The 21,463-nt window shown below is 66.9% G+C and carries 13 protein-coding genes; 8 read left to right on the top strand and 5 right to left on the bottom strand.

All coding sequences use genetic code 11. From position 1 onward, the window contains the following. The coding region (locus tag KF833_21715; GenBank protein MBX3747934.1) for a transposase at positions 1-324 on the bottom strand (324 nt) is incomplete at its 3' end. 604 nt (positions 325-928) lie between these two features. Here KF833_21715 and KF833_21710 point away from each other — a divergent pair. The 6 genes from KF833_21710 to KF833_21685 all read left to right on the top strand — a co-directional run bounded on the left by KF833_21710 (position 929) and on the right by KF833_21685 (position 12,312). Then, positions 929-1,807, top strand: coding sequence for a segregation/condensation protein A (locus KF833_21710; protein MBX3747933.1), 879 nt, complete (start codon positions 929-931; stop codon positions 1,805-1,807). Between the two features lie 27 nt (positions 1,808-1,834). After that, positions 1,835-2,659 carry an SMC-Scp complex subunit ScpB gene (gene scpB / locus KF833_21705; GenBank protein ID MBX3747932.1) on the top strand — a complete coding sequence of 275 codons (825 nt, stop codon included), beginning with the start codon at positions 1,835-1,837 and terminating at the stop codon, positions 2,657-2,659. A 113-nt stretch (positions 2,660-2,772) separates the two neighbouring features. Beyond that, positions 2,773-7,269: a HEAT repeat domain-containing protein gene (locus tag KF833_21700; protein MBX3747931.1), complete on the top strand. Its 4,497-nt coding sequence runs from the start codon at positions 2,773-2,775 to the stop codon at positions 7,267-7,269. An 887-nt stretch (positions 7,270-8,156) separates the two neighbouring features. Beyond that, the gene (locus tag KF833_21695) at positions 8,157-9,194 is read left to right on the top strand and encodes a two-component sensor histidine kinase (protein ID MBX3747930.1); all 1,038 of its coding nucleotides are present in this window, start codon (positions 8,157-8,159) and stop codon (positions 9,192-9,194) included. After that, a complete protein-coding gene (locus tag KF833_21690) occupies positions 9,191-9,625 on the top strand; it encodes a response regulator (protein MBX3747929.1) in 435 nt (144 codons plus the stop codon). Before KF833_21695 ends, KF833_21690 begins: the two co-directional genes overlap by 4 nt. After that, complete coding sequence (locus KF833_21685) at positions 9,622-12,312, top strand: PAS domain S-box protein (protein MBX3747928.1); 2,691 nt, start codon at positions 9,622-9,624, stop codon at positions 12,310-12,312. The genes KF833_21690 and KF833_21685 overlap by 4 nt, the downstream gene beginning before the upstream one ends. A gap of 26 nt (positions 12,313-12,338) precedes the next feature. Here the strand turns inward: KF833_21685 and polA are convergent, their stop codons facing one another. Continuing rightward, positions 12,339-15,182, bottom strand: a complete 2,844-nt coding sequence (gene polA, locus KF833_21680) for a DNA polymerase I (protein ID MBX3747927.1) — start codon at positions 15,180-15,182, stop codon at positions 12,339-12,341. 184 nt (positions 15,183-15,366) lie between these two features. On the opposite strand from polA, the gene KF833_21675 reads away from it, so the two are divergent. Together KF833_21675 and KF833_21670 are read left to right on the top strand one after the other, a co-directional pair. Continuing rightward, positions 15,367-15,897 carry a hypothetical protein gene (locus KF833_21675; protein ID MBX3747926.1) on the top strand — a complete coding sequence of 177 codons (531 nt, stop codon included), beginning with the start codon at positions 15,367-15,369 and terminating at the stop codon, positions 15,895-15,897. A 117-nt stretch (positions 15,898-16,014) separates the two neighbouring features. Beyond that, positions 16,015-16,803 (top strand): SDR family NAD(P)-dependent oxidoreductase, encoded by a 789-nt coding sequence (locus KF833_21670; protein MBX3747925.1) that lies wholly within the window; start codon positions 16,015-16,017, stop codon positions 16,801-16,803. 558 nt (positions 16,804-17,361) lie between these two features. Here KF833_21670 and KF833_21665 read toward each other — a convergent pair. The 3 genes from KF833_21665 to KF833_21655 are packed head-to-tail and all read right to left on the bottom strand — an operon-like array spanning position 17,362 to position 21,459. After that, on the bottom strand, positions 17,362-18,420 hold the full coding sequence (locus KF833_21665) for an FAD:protein FMN transferase (GenBank protein ID MBX3747924.1): 1,059 nt from the start codon (positions 18,418-18,420) through the stop codon (positions 17,362-17,364). Continuing rightward, complete coding sequence (locus KF833_21660; GenBank protein ID MBX3747923.1) at positions 18,420-19,439, bottom strand: carbohydrate kinase; 1,020 nt, start codon at positions 19,437-19,439, stop codon at positions 18,420-18,422. The genes KF833_21665 and KF833_21660 overlap by 1 nt, the downstream gene beginning before the upstream one ends. Positions 19,440-19,488: 49 nt before the next feature. Continuing rightward, positions 19,489-21,459 (bottom strand): Hsp70 family protein, encoded by a 1,971-nt coding sequence (locus tag KF833_21655; GenBank protein ID MBX3747922.1) that lies wholly within the window; start codon positions 21,457-21,459, stop codon positions 19,489-19,491. Positions 21,460-21,463: the final 4 nt, after the last annotated feature.

Below are 21,463 nucleotides of genomic sequence, written 5' to 3'. Positions count from 1 at the left end.
CTGACCCTTGTTGAGGGCGGCGCGGGCGAGGGAGGGAAGGGTGGCCTTTGGGCCGTAGAAGTCCTCGAGTTTGGCGAGGATGACGTCGTCCGGGATGGAGTCGGGGAGGGGTTTGGGAGGGACGCGGATGAGGAGGTGGAAGTGGTTGGACATCAAGCAGAAGGTGATGACGTCGATGTCGCAGAAGCGGGCGAGGTGGTGGAGGATGTTGAGGAGCTTGTGCTTGGCGGAGTCGTCGAGGAGAGGGAGGCGGCCGGCGACGCGGGACATGCAGTGATACGTCGCCGGGAGGGAAGGGTCGGCCTTGATACGGGGAAGTCTCATGGGGTGGAGGGTTGCGAGGGGGTGAGAAAGGAAAGGAGAGAGAGGGGCGGTGCGGGCGAACGAAATGAGGAATGATTGGGCAGGTTACGGGGGAGGCTGGATGAAGGGCAAGTATAAAGAGCCTGACAATTTGAATTGGATTGGACGTGGCGGTGGACGGTACGGATCTGCGGGATGCGACACTGAGCGTGACGCCGGACGGGCAGCTGATGTTGAGCGGGGCGGCGGGCGGAGGGGGGCGGCCCGACACGGCATCGGAGTGTCTCATGGTTTTCGTGGGATGGTTGTGTAACAATAAATAAATAATGAAAAAGCCTGACATTTTATTTGTTAAGTCAAGTACTGGGACGCAGAAGAAGGGCGCAGCGGTGGATCGGGAGGGCCTGGTTCGAAGTTGGCATAATGGCATGCAGGCACGTCGGTGAGGGAGGTTGCGGAGCTGTGGGTCGACTGCGTGCGGAGCGATCTGGGCCGCGATTGAAAAGGTATTGGCTCCCTGGCGATTTCTATGACGCGGGGATTCGGGAATGGGATCCGGCGTTGCCAAGGTCGGGGGCGGGTTTCTATGGTCGCGATTCCGGTCGCCGAGGGCGACTTGGAATGCATGGGCGAATACCGCGTCAAGTTCGAGGTTTTCGAGGGACCGCTGGATCTGCTGCTGTACCTGATCCGCCGGGAGGAGGTGGACATCTACGAGGTCAACCTCACCCGGATTGCAACCGAGTTCATCGAGTACCTGAACCTGATGCGGGAATTCGACCTGGATGTGGCCGGCGAGTTCGTCGTCATGGCGGCCACCTTGATGCTGATCAAGAGCCGCGAGCTGCTCCCGAGGGACCGGCGTCCGGAAGGGCAGAACGCTGAACAGGATGACGTGGAGGATCCGCGGTGGGAACTGATCCGGCAACTGGTCGAATACAAGAAGTTCAAGGACGCCGCGGCCCGACTTCAGGTGCTCGAGATGGAGGCGGAGAACACGTTTCCGCGTCGTCCCGGCGCGATCGAGGTTCCTGACGAGCCCATCTCCCGCCGGGGGGAAGCGACCTTGTTCGATCTGCTGGCTGCGGTGAACGCCGTGCTGCGGCGGTTTGCCAGCCGGGAGGGTGAAGCGCGGGACGTGTTCGAGGACAAGTGGTCGGTAAGCGAGAAGATCGAGGCGCTGCTTGGGGCGGTTCGTGAACGGGGGCGTCTGCGCTTTGGGGAATTGTTCCACGCCACCACGAGCCGGACGGAGGTGGTGGTGACCTTCCTCGCCGTCCTGGAATTGATCCGGCTGCGAATGATCGTGGCGGTCCAGCCGGAGCCCTTCTCCGAGATCGAGATCGAACCGGCTCCGGCTCCCTTGGGCGTGGCCTTGGAGGAATCCGTTGGGCAAGGGGTGACGCAAGGGGCGACAGATGACGTCCGGCATGTCCATGCCGCTGCCCCGGAGACGCCTGCCGAGCCGCCCGCTCCGGCCGGGGGCGACGCGCAGTGGAATTGAGCGTCCTGGAGGCCGATTTCTTCCTCGATGGAAACCCCGTCCCAGCCCGAGTCCGCGCCGCCACCCCTCAAGCGGGTGCTGGAGGCGCTGCTCTTCTCCGCGCAATCCCCGCTGAGTTCCCGCGAACTTCGGGAGTACCTGGTGCAGGCCGCGCAGGACGAGTGCGCTCCGGAGGCGGCGGCGTACCGCAAGGTGAAGGAGGACGAGATTCGCGCGGCGCTGGGGGAATTGGAGGGGGACTACGCCGATGGACGGCACAGCTTTCGCCTGATGTGTGTGGCCGGTTCGTGGCAATTCGCCAGCCTGCCGGAGTATGGAGCGTGGCTTCGGGCCTTGGTGGGGAGGAAGCCGCGACCGCCGCGGCTGAGCGCCCCGGCCCTCGAGACGCTGACGATCGTCGCCTACCGCCAGCCGACGACGCGGGCCGAGATCGAGCAGATCCGCGGGGTGAGCGTCGATGGGGTGATGCAGACGCTTCTTGAGCGGGGCTTGATCGAAGCGGTGGGCCGGGCGGAGGTGGTGGGCCGGCCGATCACCTATGGCACCACCCTGGCGTTCCTCGAGTATTTTGGCATCGAGTCGCTGGACCAGTTGCCCGCTGGCGAGGAATTGCGCCGGTTGCCGGTCACTCGTCCGGAATCCCTGCTGACTGCGGAACCCGGGCTGGCGACGGTTCCGGAGGAGGGCCTGAAGCCGTCATCAGCCCCGGACCCGGCCCCGGTTGGGGAGCCGGCCGTCGGGGCGACGATCTCCGGGGCGGAGGCCGCCGCGACATCAGGGGATTCTGGGGCAGGGGGGCAGGAAGGGACATCCGATCCAGGCCTCACCGAGCCGCCGGGGACGGGTTCCTGACGCGTAGCATGCGGGGGCATGGCGTCCTGAACGGGGCGAAGAATGCCGGCTTGTTGTCGTTCGGGGAGGTCGGCATGGTCCGCGGGTCCATTACGTCCACGCCCATTCCGACCATGAATTCGAGCCGGTGTCGTCGCCTGCAACCGTCCCTTTTCGGGCTTTTTCCGGGAGTCCTGCCGCTGTGGCTTGCCGTGTGCGGCTGGTGTCCGACCGGCCAGGCAGCCTCGGCGCCGCTGACGCTGAGAAACGGGGACCGCATCGCGATTGTCGGGAACGCCCTGCCGGACCGGATGCAGCACACGGGGTATTTGGAGGCCCTGATCCATGCGCGGTTCCCGGAGAGCGAACTGGTGGTGCGCAATCTGGCGGCGGCGGGCGACGAGGTGGTGATCCGGCATCGTTCGGAGAACTTCGGGTCGCCGGAAGACTGGCTGCGGCGGGTGAAGGCGGACGTGGTCTTCGCATTCTTCGGCTACAACGAATCCTTCCGGGGCGAGGAAGGTGTGGAGGCGTTCCGGGCCGACCTGGACCGGTACATTCAGGAGACGACTTCACGGGACTACTCGGGACGCGGCAACGCGCGGCTGGTGCTGTTTTCGCCGATTGCGAACGAACGGCACCGCGACCCCGATGTGCCGGATCCGGAGGCCAGCAATGCGCGACTGCGCCGGTACACCGGGGTGATGGCGGAGGTGGCCCAGGCGCGCGGGGTGCCGTTCATCGACCTGTTCGGGGCGTCGCGAGAGCTTTACGCGGCGGCGGCGGCGCGAGGGGAGTCGCTCACGGTCAACGGCATATTCCTGACGGACGAGGGGGACAGGCTGCTGGCTCCGGTGATGTTCCGGGGGCTGTTTCATGAGAGTCCGCCCACGGGGGATTGGAGCCGGCTACGGGCGGCGGTGAACGAGAAGAACTGGCAGTGGCATCAGCGGTACCGGACGGTGGATGGCTATAACGTGTATGGCGGCCGCTCGGCGTTGGCCTACCGGCCCGGTCAGGGCGGCTTCATTTCGGATCGCAACCCGCCCGAGCCGCACGTTTCGAACTACCGGGTGATGCAGGAGGAGATGGCTCAGCGGGACGTCATGACGGCGAACCGCGAGCGTCGTGTCTGGGCCTTGGCCCGGGGCGGGGATCTGACGGTGGACGATTCGAACCTTCCTCCGGTCACGCGGGTGGAGTCGAACCTGCCAGGTCGGAACCCGGATGGGAGCCATGTGTATCTTGGCGGCGAGGAGGCCCTCGCGAAGATGAAGGTTCACCCGGGCATGAAGGTGAACCTGTTTGCCTGCGAGGCGCAGTTCCCCGAGCTGATCAATCCGGTGCAGATGGCCTGGGACACCCGTGGGCGCCTGTGGGTGGCGGTGTGGCCCAACTACCCCGGACGCCGGCCGGACAACCCGGAGGGCGACAGCCTCCTGATCTTCGAGGACACGAACGGGGACGGCCGCGCGGACAAGATGACGCGGTTCCTTGACGATTTGAACGCGCCGACCGGCTTCCAGTTTTACAGGGACGGCGTGCTGTTGATGCAGGCGCCCGACTTCTGGTTTGTGCGGGACACCAATGGCGACGGGCGGGCGGACTGGAGGGAGCGTGTCTTGATGGGGATGGACTCGGCGGATTCGCACCACACGGCCAATGCGATCTGCCTCGATCCGGGCGGGGCGATGTACCTGAGCGATGGCGTTTTCCACCGGACCCAGGTCGAGACGGCGTGGGGTCCGGTGCGGAACAACGACGGGGCGATCTTTCGGTTCGAGCCGCGGACGGGCCGGTTCGAGACCTACATCTCGTATGGCTTCGCCAACCCGCACGGGCGCGTGTTCGATTACTGGGGCAACGACATCGTCACCGATGCCACGGGCAATGCGAATTACTTCGGTCCGGCGATCAGCGGCTTCCTGGACTATCCGGCCAAGCATCCGGGAATCCGTGAGTTCTGGAATCGTCCCTCCCGGCCCTGCGCGGCCACGGGGATTCTGACCAGCCGGCATTTTCCCGAGGAGTTCCAGGGCAATTTCCTGAACCTGAACGTCATCAGCTTCCTGGGTATCTTCCGCGTCGGCGTTTCGGAGGAGGGCTCGGGGCTGAAGGGCGAGACGCTGGAACATCTGATCGAATCGAGCGACCCGAACTTCCGGCCGATCGACATCGCGACGGGACCGGACGGGGCGATCTACTTTGCCGACTGGCACCAGGCGATCATCGGGCACATGCAGCACCACTTGCGGGACCCGAACCGCGATCATCGTCATGGCCGCATCTACCGGATCACCCATGAGGGGCGACCGCTGATGACACCGCCGAAGATCCACGGTCAGCCGGTGGAGGCCCTGCTCGAGTTGCTGAAGGAACCGGAGAACCAGACCCGCGAACTGGCCAAGATCGAACTCGACCGTCACGACTCGAAGACGGTCACCGCGGCGGCGCGGCGCTGGGCGGCGAATCTCGACCGCAATGACCCGGCCTATGAGCATCACCTGATGGAGGCGCTGTGGGTGCACCAGTGGCACAACACGGTGGATCCTGGCCTGCTCCGGCGGATGTTGCGTTCCCCCGAACCGCGGGCGCGGGCAGCAGCGGGCCGGGTGCTGTGTTACTGGCGGGATCGGGTGCCCGATGCGCTGGCCCTGTTTCGTGCCCTGGCCAACGACGAACATCCGCGGGTGCGCCTCGAGGCGGTGCGGGGGGCCAGCTTCTTTCAGACCGCCGAGGCGGCCGAGATGGCGCTGGAGGTTCTCAGGTATCCCACCGACTACTATCTCGACTACACGCTGCGCGAATCCCTCCGGCAACTCGACCGGTGGTGGCGCCGGGCGATCGCCGAGGGCCAGCCCATCGCCGCGCACAATCCCGCCGGGCTCGAATACCTGATCGGAAGGGTCACCACGACGGAATTGCTGCGTCTGCCGCGGACGCCGGGCGTGCTCGAGGCCATTGTGACGCGCGCCGAAGTTCCGGATGCGGACCGGGCGGCGGCGCTGCTGGAATGGGCCAGCGCCCGCGACACCGGCCGGGTCGCGCTGCTGCTGGGCGCACTGGACGCCCGCAGCGCGTCATCGCCGGCGACGGTTGCGGGGATTGCCCGCCTGTTGCCGCTCCAGTTGCCGGAGGAACTTGCGGCGGTTCGGCCGCGCTTGAAGGAGATGGCCACCTCGTGGCCGGTGGCCGAGGTGCGGGAGGCAGCCTGGGCCTCGTTGGCGCTGGCCGACGACTCGTTCGATCGCGTCTGGTCGGAAGCGTCCGGATCGGCGGGACGATCGGCGGGACGTCTGGCGGACCTGGTGGGGGGCATCCCCTTGATGCTCGATCCGGACTTCAGGACCCGGGCTTACGATCGGGTGGCGCCGCTGTTGGGGGACCTGCCTCCCGAACTGGCCGCGCTGGCGGTGGAACGGCGGACGATGGGGCGCACCGTGCGAATCGAGTTGCCGCGGCGGGGCACACTGACCCTGGCGGAGGTCGAGGTGCTCAGTGACGGCCGCAACATTGCGCCGCAGGGCCGGGCCAGGCAGTCCTCGACGTCCAACAGCGGCGAGGCGTCCCGGGCGATCGACGGACGAATGGACGGGACGTTCGCCAGCGGAACGCAGACCCACACCCAGGAGAACAGTGTGAATCCGTGGTGGGAAGTGGATCTCGGGGGCGAGCATCCCATCGACACGGTCGTGGTGTGGAATCGTACCGAAGGGAATCTGGGGCGGCGCCTGGACGGATTCACATTGAAGGTGCTGGATGGTCAGCGCCGGGAGGTCGTGGTGCTGGAGAACCAGGCGGCGCCCGACCGGTCGGTGCGATTGGCGATCCAGGAAGATCCCGTGGGCGCGCTGCGTCGGGCCGCAATCCGCGCCAGTGTGGGCATGACCGAGAAGTCGGACGCGGTGTTCGGGGCACTGGCGCGATTGGTTGCCCGTGGCGAACTGGTCCCGATGGCAGCGCGGGGCATGCGGTCGTTGCCCCGGGCCTCCTGGCCGCGGGCCGTGGCGGGTGAAACCGCGGTAGCACTGTCGGCGTGGGCACGGACCATTCCGCCCGAGGGCCGGACGGCGTTGGATTATGTCGAGACCATCCAGTTTGCCGAGGATCTGGCCGGGTTTCTGCCAAGGGACCGGGCGGCGCGGGTGCGGCGTGAACTGCGGGATCTCCGGGTATCGGTGTTTGTGGTGCGCGCCGTTCGGGAGCAGATGCGGTTCGACACGCCACGCATTGTGGTCGAGGCGGGGAAGCCGTTCGAACTGATCGTCGAGAACAACGACTTCATGCCTCACAATCTGGTCCTTGTGAAACCGGGAACGCGGGACCGGGTGGGCATGGCGGCGGCCCTGATGCGCCCGGACCAGGTGGACGGGCAGGGACGGGCGTATGTGCCTCCCGGTGACGCCGTCCTGGCCGGCACCCGACTCCTGGAGGCGGGCCAGCGGGAGACGCTCCAGCTGGTCGCTCCCATGGTGGAGGGCGACTACGAATACGTCTGCACCTTTCCCGGACATCACCAGGTGATGTGGGGGTGGTTGATCGTGACCCGGGACGTCGATGCCTATCTGCAGGCTCATCCGGAGGCTCGCGCGGCCGGAACCGGGAGTTCGCACGATCACCACGAGCACTGAGTGCGAACATCGGGTCCCGCACCTCCCGCACAGACTGCCGCCGATGGAATGGGATTGGGGTTGGAGGCTTCGCTCCCCGGTGCCCGGCCCTCCAGCGCCACCGGAGAAGATCCCGCGATCGCAGGATCAGTCCCAGCGGCAGTCGCCCCAGTCCCCCTTGCGGCCGCTCGGCCCGGGTTGCCACCAGAGCCAGCCCCGCTGGGCACCCCGCCCTGCCGTTCCGGCAACAAAAATATTAAGTCAGGCTGTTTGTAGCTGACGCAGTACTCGGCCCGGGTTGCCACCAGAGCCAGCCCCGCTGGGCGCCCCGCCCTGCCGTTCCGGCAACAAAAATATTAAGTCAGGCTATTTGTAGCTGACGCAGTACGTACGGTGGCATCCCCCGGTAAGCTCCCGGAAAGCTCCACGAGTCGGATGGAAATGACCGTACCGCCGGCGGGGCAATAAGAAGAAGGTGGGCTATTCGGGTGAGAACCCATCAATTCAATAACAAAATGCCCGACTCTCTATAGCGAAGCCTGTCGGCGGAGGAGAGCCCTCCCTAGACCTGCTTCTCTCCTCGATCTGCTCCTTGAACCCGCTCGCACCGCGCCCAGGCATCTCGTCGGTGGCGGTTCGAATCCTGAAGCCCCCGGAGATCCGATTCCTCCTCAAGGCGAAGCGTGCGCCAAGGGTGCGCCAAGGATTCGGGCCGGCGACCAGGACCGCTTCCGGGCGTGACAGGAGTGGGCGAACCGCGTATTGGAGGAACTCCGCTGCGTGCAATGGGCGCCTTCACCTACGGTTGCATCGCAGGCCACCTCCGGGCTGGGGTGTGGCCTGGGCGGGCCGTGGCGCGACGGGTTACGGGATGCGGGAGTGCGGGAATGGGCTGGGGTGGGGGTGCGATGAAGTCGGTGCCGACTGCGGCGAACGACGGGAACGGACGGCGGTGGGGCATGTGTCGGGCGTCGCGACTGGCATTGCCGGTGACGATCGGGTACGCGCTGGCGGGGTTCTGCTGGATCCTCTTTTCGGACCGGACGGTGGTGCGATGGTTCCCGGATCCGGACTGGGCATACCGGGTGCAGTTGTGGAAGGGGTGGGCCTTTGTAGCCCTGACGGCGGCGCTGCTGTTCCTGGTGCTGCGGCAGCAGTTCCAAGGCTGGGTTCGCGAGGTGGCGGCGCGCAAGCGGTCGGAGGAGCTGCTGGAGGCCCTGAACCTGGATCTGGAGCAACGGGTGCGCGCGCGGACGGCCGAGTTGGAGCGCAAGAACAAGGAGCTGGAGACCTTCACGTATTCGGTCTCTCACGACTTGAAGGCGCCCTTGCGTGGGATCGACGGGTACAGCCGGCTCATGCTGGAGGAGCATGCGGCGCCGTTGAATGAGGAAGGGAAGCGGTTTCTGGCGAACATCAGCCGGGCGGCCACGCACATGGGGGTGCTGATCGACGATCTCTTGCGGTATTCGCGTCTGGAACGGTCGCCCTGCCAGTCTTCGACCGTCGAGTTGAAACCGCTTGTGGACGGGGTGGTGCAGTCGATGCAGGAGGCGATCCGCACCCGGGGTGCCACCGTGACGCAGCGGGTCCCGGAAATCTCGGTGGAGGCGGATCCTCAGGGATTGAGCATGGCGCTGCGCAACCTGCTGGACAACGCGCTCAAGTTCGCCAGGGACGGCGGGGATTCCATGATCGAGGTCGGGGGCGAGGTGGCGGACGGGCGTGTCCGATTGTGGGTTCGGGACAACGGCATCGGATTCGATCCGAAGTTTGCCGAGCGGATTTTCGGCATCTTTCAGCGGTTGCACCGGGCGGAGGAGTATGCGGGCACGGGGATCGGGCTGGCGATCGTGCGAAAGGCGATGGACAGGATGGGGGGGCGGGCGTGGGCGGAAGGGGCTTTGGGGAAGGGAGCCACTTTTCATTTGGAATTTCCGGCATGAACCGCACGCGACCGATCCTTCTCGTCGAGGACAACCCCATGGATCTCGACCTGACCCTCCGCGCCTTCGGGCGGGGCGAAGCGACCCGGCACATCGAGGTGGCGCGGGACGGGGAGGAGGCCATGGAGTGGGTGGACCGCTGGGAATCCGGGGTGCCCGTTCCATCGGTGATCCTGCTGGATCTGCATTTGCCGAAGGTGGACGGGATGGACGTGCTGCGGCGGATCAAGGCCCATGAGGCGCTGCGCGCGGTGCCGGTGGTGGTGCTGACCACTTCGACCGAGGCCTCGGACATGGCGACGGCCTACCAGTTGGGTGCCAACTCCTTCATCGTGAAGCCGGTGGCCTTCGAGCAGTTCGTCGAAGTGGCAGCCCAGATCGATCGGTACTGGACCCATCTGAACCACTTCGAGCCCGGCCTGCTGCCGTGAGAATCCTGTACGTCGAGGACAACCCGGACGATGCCGAGCTGGCGCGGCATGCGGTGCGGACGGGGGACCCGGCGCATCGATTGGAGGTGGTGCCCACCCTGGCAAGGGCCCGTGCGCGGCTGGCGGAGGCGCGGCCTCCGGACGTCGTTTTGCTGGACATGAGCCTGCCGGACGGCAACGGCATGGAGTTGCTGGGCGAGATTCGGGATCAGCGGTGGCCGATCGCGGTGGTGGTCCTGACCCAATGGGGCGACGAGGCGACTGTGGTGGCGGCGCTGAGATCCGGGGCGGACGACTACCTTTCGAAGCGTGACGGCTGCTGGGCGCTGCTGGTGCCGACGCTGGAGGGTGCGCTGGTCCATTTCCGGAGGGAAGGGGAGCGTCGGGCCTGCACGATTCGCGTGTTGTACGCGGAGCCGGCCGGAGCTGACGCGGAACTGACGCAGCGGCATTTCCAACAGCAGGCGCCGCACATCGAGCTGGAGGTGGTGCCGGACGGCAACGAGGTCTGCGCCCGCCTGGCGTCCGGTGGGGTGGGGACGGAGGGGTGGGATGTGCTGCTGTTGGATTATCAGTTGCCCGGGGACAACGCCATCGAGGTGCTGAAGCGGGTCCGGATCGGCATGGGACTGGACATTCCCGTGGTGGTGGTGACGGGCCAGGGGAGCGAGGAGGTGGCGATCCAGGCGATGCGGCTGGGGGCGTCGGAGTATTTTCGCAAGGAGGCGGGCTACCTCATCCGGTTGCCACATGCGATCGAGCGCGCCCATCACCAGGTCGTCCTGGCGCGGCAGAAGACCGCGCTGGTCGAGAGCGAGGCGCGGTTTCGCGGGGCGTTCGAGTCGTCGAGCATCGGGATCGCGCTGGTGTCGCCCTCCGGGCGCTGGCTGCAGGTGAATCGGGCGTTGTGTTCGATGCTGGGGTACAGCGAGGCGGAATTGCTGGGGAGCACCTTCCAGGAGATCACCTATCCGGAGGATCTGGAGGCCGACCTGGATCTGGTGCGTCAGGTGTTGTCCGGGGCACGGCAGCAGTACCGGATGGAGAAGCGCTATCTTCACAAGGACGGCTCGATCCTCTGGGCGCTGCTGAGCGTGTCGCTGGTGCGGGATGGGAAGGGGCAGCCGCTGTATTTCGTCTCGCAGGTCGAGAACATCACCGAACGGAAGGCGGCGGAGCTGAAGTTGAGGGAGGAGGTGGTGTTTTCGGAGACGCTGCTTTCGAATCTGCCGGCCGTGGTGGGGTTGTTTCGGGAGGATGGCCGGATGTTGCGATGGAACCGCCGGCTGGAGGAGGTGTCCGAATGCGGCCCTGAGGAGATCGCGGGGATGACGGCCATGGACTTCCTGGCCGAACGCGACTGGGACACAGCCCGGGCGCGGATCCGGGAGGCGTTCGTCAAGGGGCATGCCGAGGCCGAGCTGACGGTGCGACGACGCACAGGGGGCGAGGTGCCGTTCCTGTATCGGGCGCACCGGATGGACGTGGACGGACATCCGTGCCTGCTGGTGGTGGGGGTGGATATCAGCGAGAAGAAGCGGCTGGAGGGCCAGATTCTGCAGGCCCAGCGGCTGGAGAGCCTGGGAACGCTGGCGGGGGGGATCGCTCACGATCTGAACAACATGCTGGCCCCGATCCTACTTTCGGTGGATTTGCTGCGGTCCGAGAAGGAGGAGGCGGAGGCGGCGGAATCCTTGCGCACCATTGAGCGGAGCGCCCGGAGGGCTGCCGAGATGGTGCGGCAGGTGCTTTCGTTTGCGCGGGGCATGGAGGGGCAGCGCATCTCGCTCAGCCTGCTGCATGTGCTGCGGGACGTGCAAAGCATGGTCCGGGAGACCATCCCGAAGTGCATCCGTATCGAGCTGCGGGCGTCGGAGGATCTGTGGTGCGTGGTCGCGGATCCCACCCAGTTGCATCAGGTCTTCCTCAATCTTTACGTCAACGCCCGGGACGCCATGCCGCAGGGCGGCACGCTCCGGGTGACGATCGAGAACGTGATGCTGGACGAATTGCAGGCCGGGTTGAGTTCCAACGGGCACCCGGGTCCGCATGTCGTTGCCCGGGTGACGGACACCGGGACGGGCATGCCGCGGGAGGTCCGGGACCGGGTGTTCGATCCCTTCTTCACCACGAAGCCGGTGGGCAAGGGGACGGGACTGGGGTTGTCCACGGCCATGGGGATCGTCCGCAGCCACGGCGGGTGGATCCATCTCGAGAGCGAATTGGGAAAGGGCACGACGTTCCACGTGTATTTTCCGGCAGAACGGAAGGTGTCCACCGTGGAGCCGGAGGAGCCGGTCGGCGAGCTGCCGAGGGGACAGGGCGAGGTGATCCTGGTGGCCGATGACGAGCCGGGGGTGTGCTCGGCGCTGGAACGGACGCTGGTCCGGCACGGGTACGAGGTCCTGGTGGCGGGGGACGGGGCGGATGCCATCGCGCTCTTCGCACAGCATCGGCAACGGATTGCGGTGGTGCTGCTGGACATGCTGATGCCGGTGATGGACGGGACCTCGACGGTGGGTGCGTTGCGGGCGATGGATCCGGAGGTGCGAATCCTGGGTGCGAGCGGACATGTTCCGGCGGAGGGGGCCTGGCCAAAGCACGGGGGGTTGGTGGGTTCGGTGCCCAAGCCATTCACGGCGGCGGAGATCCTGCGGGAGCTCGACCGGATCCTGCGTCGCGGATGATGACTGGGGCGGATTGCGGACGGACGTCAGTGGGCTTCGAGCCACGTCCCGCCAGTGCCCATTTCGACCGCGATGGGAACGTCGCCGGGCAGGGGCAGCGCGGTGCGCATGGCCTCCTCGACCAGGGGACGGACGAGGTCTTCCTCGGCGGGCGCCAGGTCGAACAGGAGTTCATCGTGGATCTGGAGGATCAGGCGGGTGCGGCAGGCACGATCCCGCAGGGCCGCATGAATCCGGCCCATGGCGATCTTGATCATGTCGGCGGCGGTACCCTGGATGGGGGTGTTGATGGCGTTGCGTTCGGCGGCACCTCGGACGGTGGCGTTGGCGGACTGGATGTCGCGGAGGTGACGCCGCCGGCCGGTGAGGGTTTCGACATAGCCGAGTTCCCGGGCGCGGGTGATGGTTTCGTCCATGTAGCCGCGGATGCCCGGGTAGCTGGCGAAGTAGTGAGTAATGATATCGGATGCCTCGCCACGGGGGATGGAGAGGCGCTGGGCCAGGCCGAAGGTCGAGATGCCGTAGGCGATGCCGAAGTTGACCATTTTGGCCCGGCGCCGCATTTCGGTGGTGACCTCTTCCAGGGGCACCGAGAAGACGCGGGCGGCGGTGGCGGCATGGATGTCGGCGCCCTGCCGGAACGCCTCGATCATGGCGGATTCGCGGCTGAGCGCGGCGATGATGCGGAGTTCGATCTGGGAATAGTCCGCCGAGAGCAACCGATGGCCGGCGGCCGGTACGAAGGCGCGGCGGATCTCCTGTCCGCGGTCGGTGCGGATGGGGATGTTCTGCAGGTTGGGGTCGGAGGAGCTGAGGCGCCCGGTGGCGGCGGCCGCCTGATGGAAGGTGGTGTGAATCCGGCCGGTGACCGGATGAATGGCGGTGGGGAGGGCGTCGGCGTAGGTGGATTTGAGCTTGGCGACGGATCGATGATCGAGGAGGCGCCGAACGATGGGGTGTTCGGCGGCGAGGGACTGGAGGGTTTGCTCGTCGGTGGCGAACTGGCCGGTCGGAGTCTTGCGGGGTTTTTCGACGAGGCGGAGCTCATTGAACAGGACCTCCCCGAGCTGGCGGTTGGAGTTCACGTTGAACTCATGACCGGCCAGCCGGTGGATGTCCGCTTCGGCCGAAGCCATTTCGACGGCCAGTGCGCGGCTGAACTCGGCCAGCGCTGCGGCGTCCACGCGGACCCCGGCGAATTCCATGTCCACGAGGGCCGGGAGGACGGGCATTTCAACCTCGAAGAAGACCCTTTCCTGCCCACGATCACGGAGCTGGGGACGGAGACGTTCGGCCAGTTGCCAGGTGACGTCGGCGTCCTCGGCGGCGTACTCCGCGACTTCTTCGACGGGTACGTGGGCGAGCGTTTTTTGGGAGGAACCTTTGGGACCGATGAGACGTTCGATGGGGATGGGGGAGTAGCCGAGGAGGACTTCTGCGAGGTGATCCATCCCGTGCCGGCCGTCGGGCTCGACGAGGATGTGGGCGATCATGGTATCGAAGAGCGGGCCGCGGACTTCGATGCCGTGCCAGCGAAGGACGAGGAGATCGAACTTGAGGTTGTGCCCGATCTTGGTGCGGGTGACGTCGGCCAGGAGAGGGGCGAGTTCCGCCAGTTCGGCGGGGGGAGACGCCGGGTGTTCGGTGGGCGGGGGGGCGTTGACGGGGATGTACCAGGCGTGACCGGCCTTCCAGCTCAGAGAGAGCCCGAGCAGACTGGCCCGGGTCGCGTCCAGGCCGTCTGTTTCGGAGTCGAGGCAGAAGGCGGACACCTCGCGCAGGGCTTCGGCCACGGCGCGACGTTCCGCGGCGGTGCGGGCGATCCGGTACTCGTGGGGCGTGTCCGTGATGGTGCGCCAGGGGGATGGAGACATCGCGACGGTTCCGGTCGCGGCGGCGGGCGGGTCCGATGCCGGAGGCGCGGCGAAGAGGTCGCCCTGGCCGGTGTTCCGGGCCGGGCGACCGGAGGCGCGAGGCGAGGAGAGGCCCGCCTTGAAGTCCGGACCGAACAGGCGCCGGCCGATGGAATGGAATTCGAACTCGAGACAGAGGGCTCGCAGGGCCTCGTCGTCCCGGGTGCCGACGGGCAGGCGGTCGGGGGAAAGGTCCAACGGCGCCCGGGTGTCGATGGTGGCGAGGCGCTTGCTGAGGAGCGCCTGGTCGCGGTGGGTGCGGAGGGACTCGCCCAGTTTGCCCTTCACTTCGGAGGCGTGGTCCAGGACGGCTTCGAGCGTGTCGTACTGGGCGAGGAGCCTGGCCGCCGTCTTTTCGCCGATGCCGGGGACACCGGGAATGTTGTCGCTCGCATCGCCCATGAGTCCGAGCATGTCCACCACCTGCGACACGCGCTGGATGCCCCATCGGGCGCAGATCTCCGCGGGTCCGAAAATCTCGGGATCGGAGCCCTGACGACCGGGTTTCCAGAGGCGCGTGTTCCCGGTTACCAGCTGACCGAAGTCCTTGTCCGGGGTGACCATCCAGCTCTCGAAGCCGAGCGGTTCGGCTTGGCGTACGAGGGTGCCGATGAGGTCGTCGGCCTCGTAGCCATCGAGGATGACCGCGGGAATGCCGAAGGCGTCGATAAGGCGTCGGACATCGGGCAGGGCGTCGCTGAGTTCCTCCGGCATGGCCTCGCGCTGGGCCTTGTAGGCCGGAAACAGCCGGTGCCGTTCGGTGGGAACCGCGGTGTCGAAAGCGACCGCGAGGTGGCTGGGCGATTCCTTCTCCAGCAGATCGAGGAGGGTCAGGGCGAATCCGAACAGGGCTGAGGTGTTGCGTCCCGACGACGTGCGGATGGGACGGGCGGCAAACGCGAAGTGCGCCCTGTACACAAGCGCCATGCCATCGAGGAGGAAGAGCCGTTGCGCCATGCCGGCCAGCCTACCCGGCCGGTTCCCAGATGTCAGGGGGGAGTGGGGGGCGGAAGGCGGGGGATGGGGGCGCGGCGGGGTTGGGATGGCGATTGCGGAGGGTGGGGGGTGTGATAAGGATTGCCGGCCGGGGAGCCACCCATCCCCCGTTTCCGATTCGAACATTCCAATTCTGGTGAGCCTTATGAAGACATTCCTGATAGCGGCAGTGACGGCGCTGGGCCTGGCGGTGTTATCCACCGGCTGCAGCGATGCGACCGAGAGCGACGATGCGGCGGCGTCGTCCGGGACCCCGGCGGCGGGAGGTCCCGCCGGATCGGTGGCGCCGGCGGTGGAATCGCTGAATACCTCGGTGTCCGAGGCGGCCAGGACGGCCGCTGAGGGGGCGTCGAAGGTGGCGGACCAGGCGAAGGCGGGGATTCAGGATGCGGCCCAGCGGGTGGAGCAGGCTGCCGGCGAGGCGGGGGCGGCGGCACAGGCGAAGTTCAACGAATGGATGGGGGAGGTTCGCAAGCTGGTGGACGAGGGGAAGGGAACCGAGGCGCTTCAGAAGCTGCAGTCTTCGATTGGCAACTGGAAGTTGACGCCGGAGCAACAGAAGACGATCGACGATCTGAAGAAGCGGGCGCAGGAGGCGCTCCAGAAATCGGGGTCGCAGATCCAGGATGCGGCCAAGGCGGTCGGCGGATTGCTGCAGCCTCGCACTCCGGAGTGAGGCGGCACATCGCGGCTTCGGCGTCCTCCGGTGGGTTCATGGCGCGGGCGACCCGAACGGGTCGCCCTTTTGCGTTCGCGGATTTCCAGGGGGACGCCGGGTTTCTAGGATGGGTGAATGAAGGCGCGATTGAAGGATCGATGGGTGGTGATCACGGGGGCGTCGAGCGGGTTTGGAGCGGCGGCAGCGAGGGCATTTGGGGAACACGGGGCGCGCCTGATGCTTGGGGCGCGGCGGGAGGATCGGTTGGCGTCCGTGGCCGCGGAGGCGGAGGCGTTGGGATCGCCGGACGCCCGGTGGCACGGGCTCGATGTGGCTTCAACAGCGTCGGTGGAGGTCTTTGCGGCATGGATCCGGAGCGTTGCGCCGTCGGTGCATGTGCTGATCAACAACGCGGGGGGCGCGCACGGCCTGGAGCCCGTGGTGGAGGGGCGCGATGCCGACTGGGAGGCGATGATGCAGTCGAACGTGCTGGGGGTACTGCGGATGGTCCGGGCGGTGCTGCCGTGGATGCCGCGGGATGATGGGGCGACGGTGCTCAACATCGGGTCAATTGCGGCGCGGACGCCGTACGAGAATGGCGCGGCCTATTGTGCGGCCAAGGCGGGGGAATTGGCGATCACGCGGGCGCTGCGGTTGGAGCTGGTGGGGACCGGCATCCGGGTGGCCAGCCTGGATCCGGGGCTGGCGGAGACCGAGTTCTCCAGGGTTCGGTTCAAGGGGGACATCGAGCGGGCGGAGCAGGTGTACCGGGGGACCCGACCTTTGACCGCCGAGGATGTGGCGGAGGCGATGGTGTGGATTGCGGGGCGTCCGGCGCATGTGTGCATCGACGAGATGGTGATCAAGCCGGTGGACCAGGCGGCGATCCATCGTTTGCATCGGCGGGAGGGTAGGAGTGATTAAGCAAGGACTCCGCGGAGTGCTTGGCGTCGGTCGCGCATTGCAACCGATGGCGACCATTCGAAGCAAAAGGTGACGGTCGGCCATCCGGTTCACCCCTGGAGGGGGAAGCGCCTTGAGTTGATGAACTGCGAACGACGATGGGGCCATGGCATATTCTAAGACAGGCTTGTTAAAGCTGACTCCACCCTGCAGCGCGTCAGGCTATTTGCAGTTGACTGATGGACCCGCAGCAAAGGCACCCACCGCAACGCACCGCTATCGGATGGGATTTCAGGGGGTGCCAAGCTGGGGCGGGGCGTCAACAGCTCTTAGCCTGTCCTATTAAATTAAAGAGTGTGGCAGAACACCGGGGCCGATCGGCAGGGTCTATATAGTCAGGCTCGCTAATTATTGACCGGCGACGAAACCATTCCCCGCGGTTGGATGGGATTCTCTTGGGGGGCCGGGCTGGAGGGGGGCGTCAACGGAACGGAAATGCATGTCCGCAATGCTCGCCGGGAAGGGGTCGGGCCGAAGGCGGAGGATCCTGTGCGGGGGGAACAAATCCGATGGCGTGAATCAGGGGGATTCGGGGGTGGCCGGGGCGTTGCGGAGCCAGCGGGGGAGGCGGCGGCTCTCGAAGATTTCGAGGGATCCGTCCGGGGACCGGAGCAGGAGTGCGGCGGCGGCAGGGGTCCGTTCGATCAGGGGCAACCCGTCGGGGCCAAGGACGCTCAGGGTGGTGGCGAGGCTGTCGGCAGTGGTGGCGTCACGGGCGAGGACGATCGCCAGGCTGCGATCGGTGAGGCCGATGCCGGTGCGGGGATCGAGGATATGGGAGTAGCGGTGTCCGTCGATCTCGAGGCGTTGGAAGAGGTCGCCGGAAGTGGCCACGGCGGCGTTGCGGAGCCAGAGAGCGCGAGGAGACGGGGCGGAGGGGTGGTCGGACTGGCCGATTTCGACGCGCCAACCCGGTCGGTCGGGGGGCGGGTCACCGGCGGCGACATCGCCGGCGGCGGCGACGAGGGCGCGGGGGCAGTCCAGATCGCGCAGAACGCGGAGGGCTTCATCGGCGGCGTAACCCTTGGCAATGCCGCCGAAGTCGAGGCGCATGCGTTCGCGGTGGAGGGTGACGGTCCGGGAGCGGGGATCGACGGAGAGGAACTGCCAACCGGAGCGGGTTCTGGCTTCGGCGAGGAGGTGGGGCGGGGGAAGTTCGCGATGCCGACGCGCGCGGCGCCAGAGTTGCACGATGGGACCGACGGTGACGTCGAAGGCGCCGTCACTGGCACGGGCAAGGGATTGGGCGCGGTGGAGGAGATGGGCGAGTTCGGGGCTGACAGGGACGGGTTGACCGACGGGGGCGTTGCGGCCGAGGAGGGTGATTTCGCTGTCGGATTCGTAGTCGCTGAAGATGGCATTGAGGGCTTCGACGCGGGCGAAGGCGGCGTTGGCGGCGGTCTGGGCGTGGGTTTGGTTGGTGGCGTAGAGGACGATGCGGAATGGGACTCCCATTTGGGGACGGGTGAACTCGTATCGTTCCCGGAGGGCATCGGCCTGGGGGGGCAGGCGACGGGGAGCGCAGCCGACGGCGAGGGCGGCGAGGATGAGCAGGCCGGCGGGGAGAAGTCTGGCCATCAGGGGGCGAGGGTGTCCCGCAACTGGGCGACGGTGGCGGTGCCGGTGGTGCCGAGTTGGTGGACGACGATATGGGCGGCGGCCATGGCGAGTTCGAGGGCTTCGCGGAGGGAGGCACCGGAGGCGAGCGCGGCCGTGACGTTGGCGGTGACGGCATCGCCGGCGCCGACGACGTCGATGGGACCGAGAATGGGCAGGGCTGGGATGTGGACGGGGTCGCCTTCGGCGAGGGCGCCGACCGCGCCGCGTTCGGCAAGGGTGACAATGACGGGGCGCTGGCGGGCGCGGGCGAGTTGGCGGGCCTGTTCGAGGATATCGGGGAGGGCAGGCGGGGAGGATTGGTGGAGGAGAGCGGCGAGTTCGGGGGCGTTCATCTTGAAGCCGACGGAAGGCCAGTCGGTGAGACCACGGCGGCTGTCGGCGAGGATGAGCAGGTCGGGCCGATGGGAGGCGAGGTGGGCGAGGGTGTCGCGGACGCGACGGGTGACGACGCCGGTATCGGGTTGGTCCACTTGTTCGAGGGTGATGACGGCATGGGCGGAACTGGCGACCACCTGGAGGGAGCCGATGAGCTGGTCTTCGAGGGCCTGGGGGGTGGGATCCCAGTTCTTGCTGTCGAGGCGGCTGAGTTCTTCGGGGGGGCGGTTGGGATGGAGGACGAGGGGTTTGCAGTAGGTGAAGGTGCGGCGTTCGGAGGTGGGTCGGAAGTGGTCAAGGCGGACGTGCGGCATGCGTCCGAGGGCGCGCCGGAGTTCGTATCCTTCGCCGTCGTCGCCGTAGAAGCCGATGGCATCGATGCGGCCGATGCCGAGGGCGACGAGGTTGTTGAGGATGGTGCCGGCGCCGCCGGGCTGGCTGCGGACGCGGACGACGTTATGGACGGGGAGGCCGGTTTCGATGGAGGTTTCGGTGCGGCCGGGGTCGATTTCGAGGTAGCGGTCGAGGCAGTAATCGCCGAGGAGACCGAGGTGGAGGAGGGGATAGCGCGCGGTGATCTCCGCGAAACGCGCAGGCGACATGGGGGGATTGAACACGGCCGGGCCCGGGGAGGCGAGCGCGGGGGGGGGGCTATTCGATCATGCCCTGTTTGCGGAGCATGGCCTCCATGGCGCGGTCCATCATCAGGTCGGCGAGTTGGGCGGTGGCTTCGTCGAGGGCCTGATTGGCGGCCTTGAGGCGGGGGGTGTCGCCGGTGCGTGTCCTGGGGCTCTCGGTTTCGAGGGCGGCCTCGACGGTCTGGAGGGCCTGTTCAACGCGGTGGCGGTAGGCGGGATCCAGTTCGGGTCCGTGTTCGGAGAGGCCTTTGCGGGTGGCGGTGAGGGTTTCTCCGGCCCGGAGTTTGGCTTCGATCCACTGGCGGGCTTTGAGGTCGTCGAAGGCATGTTCGACGGATTCCTCGATCATCTTCTGGACGTCGGCGTCGCTGACATCGACGGCGGACTTCATCTGGACGACGGTCTGGTGGCCGGTTTGGAGGTCGCGGGCGAGGACATGGAGGATGCCATTGGCATCGATTTCGAACTGGACGCCGACGCGGGGGACGCCTTTGGGGGCGGCGGCGAATTCGAGTTCGAAGCGGCCGAGGCTCCAGTTGTCGCGGGCGCGTTCCCGTTCTCCCTGGAGGACATGGATGAGCATGGAGCGCTGGTGGTCCACGGCGGTGGTGAAGACCTCGCCGGCCTTGACGGGGATGGTGGTGTTGCGGGGGATGATGACGTTCATCAGGCCGCCGAAGGTTTCCAGGCCGAGGGAGAGCGGGGTGACGTCGAGGAGGAGGAGGTGGGAGAGTCCTCCAGCGAGGATTTCCGCCTGGATCGCGGCGCCGAGGGCGACGGCTTCGTCGGGATTGACGGCGGTGTTCAGGAGCGGGCCATCCGGGCGGTGGGGGTCGGTACCGAGGCGGACATCGCCACGGGTTTCCTCGAACTCGGCGCAGCCGAACCATTCGGCCACGAGTTGGCGGACGAGGGGCATGCGGGTTTGACCGCCGACAAGGATGACCTGATGAAGGTCCCTGGCCTCGAGTTTGGCATCGGCGAGGGCGCGGAGGCAGTGTGCGCGGGTGCGGAGGAGGATGTCGCGGGTAAGGGCTTCAAGTTCGGCACGGGTGAGCCGCCATTGGAAGCTGAAGGTCGGGGTGAGAAAGGGCAGGGCGATCTCCGTCGCGGCTTCCGAACTCAGGCGGATCTTCGCGGCTTCTGCGGCTTCGCGAAGGCGGGAGAGGGCTTGCAGCCCGTGGGGGGTGTGGGCGGGGGGTGTGGCACCAGGGGCGGCCGGGGCGTCGGCGGGGGTGCGACGGAGGTCGGGACCGCCCGCCTCATGGATGCGGGTGGCGAGGAACTCGGTCAGGCGGGCGTCGAGGTCGTCGCCCCCGAGGCGGGTATTGCCGTGGGTGGCGAGAACCTGAAACACGCCCTGGCGGAGTTCGAGGATGGAGAGGTCGAAAGTCCCACCGCCGAGGTCGAACACGGCGACCTTGGCATGGTCGCGGAGGCGGTTGAGCCCATAGGCGAGAGCGGCGGCCGTGGGTTCATTGAGGATGCGTTCAACGGTGAACCCGGCGAGTTCGCCGGCCTTCTTGGTGGCCTGACGTTGGGCGTCGTTGAAGTAGGCGGGGACGGTGATGACGGCGCGATCGACGGGGGTGCCGAGGGTTTGTTCGGCGTCGGACTTCAGTTTGCGAAGGATTTCCGCGGAGATTTCCTCGGGGGTCCAGGGCCGGCCATGAAGGTTGAAGGAGACCGGGCCGGCGCCGGTGCCGTGGACGGGGTAGGTGACCACCATCTCCTCGCGGGGGATGTCGCCGCCGCGCCGGCCCATGAAGCGTTTGACCGAGTACACGGTCTCGGCCGGGTGGAGGGCTCGGAGGCGACTGGCGGGATGTCCGACGATGGGGGAGGCGTCGGGGCTGCCGACGTGGACGACGGACGGGGTCAGGCGCTGGCCATGGGCATCGGCGATGACGTACGGGATGCCGGAGTCAACAATGGCAACCAGGGAATTGGTGGTCCCGAGGTCGATGCCTACGATTTTGCTCATTCCG

The organism is Verrucomicrobiia bacterium (assembly GCA_019634625.1).
Taxonomy (GTDB): domain Bacteria; phylum Verrucomicrobiota; class Verrucomicrobiia; order Limisphaerales; family CAIMTB01; genus CAIMTB01.
Note: the sequence above shows the minus strand (reverse complement) of the source record. Positions and strands in the feature narration are given on the sequence as shown.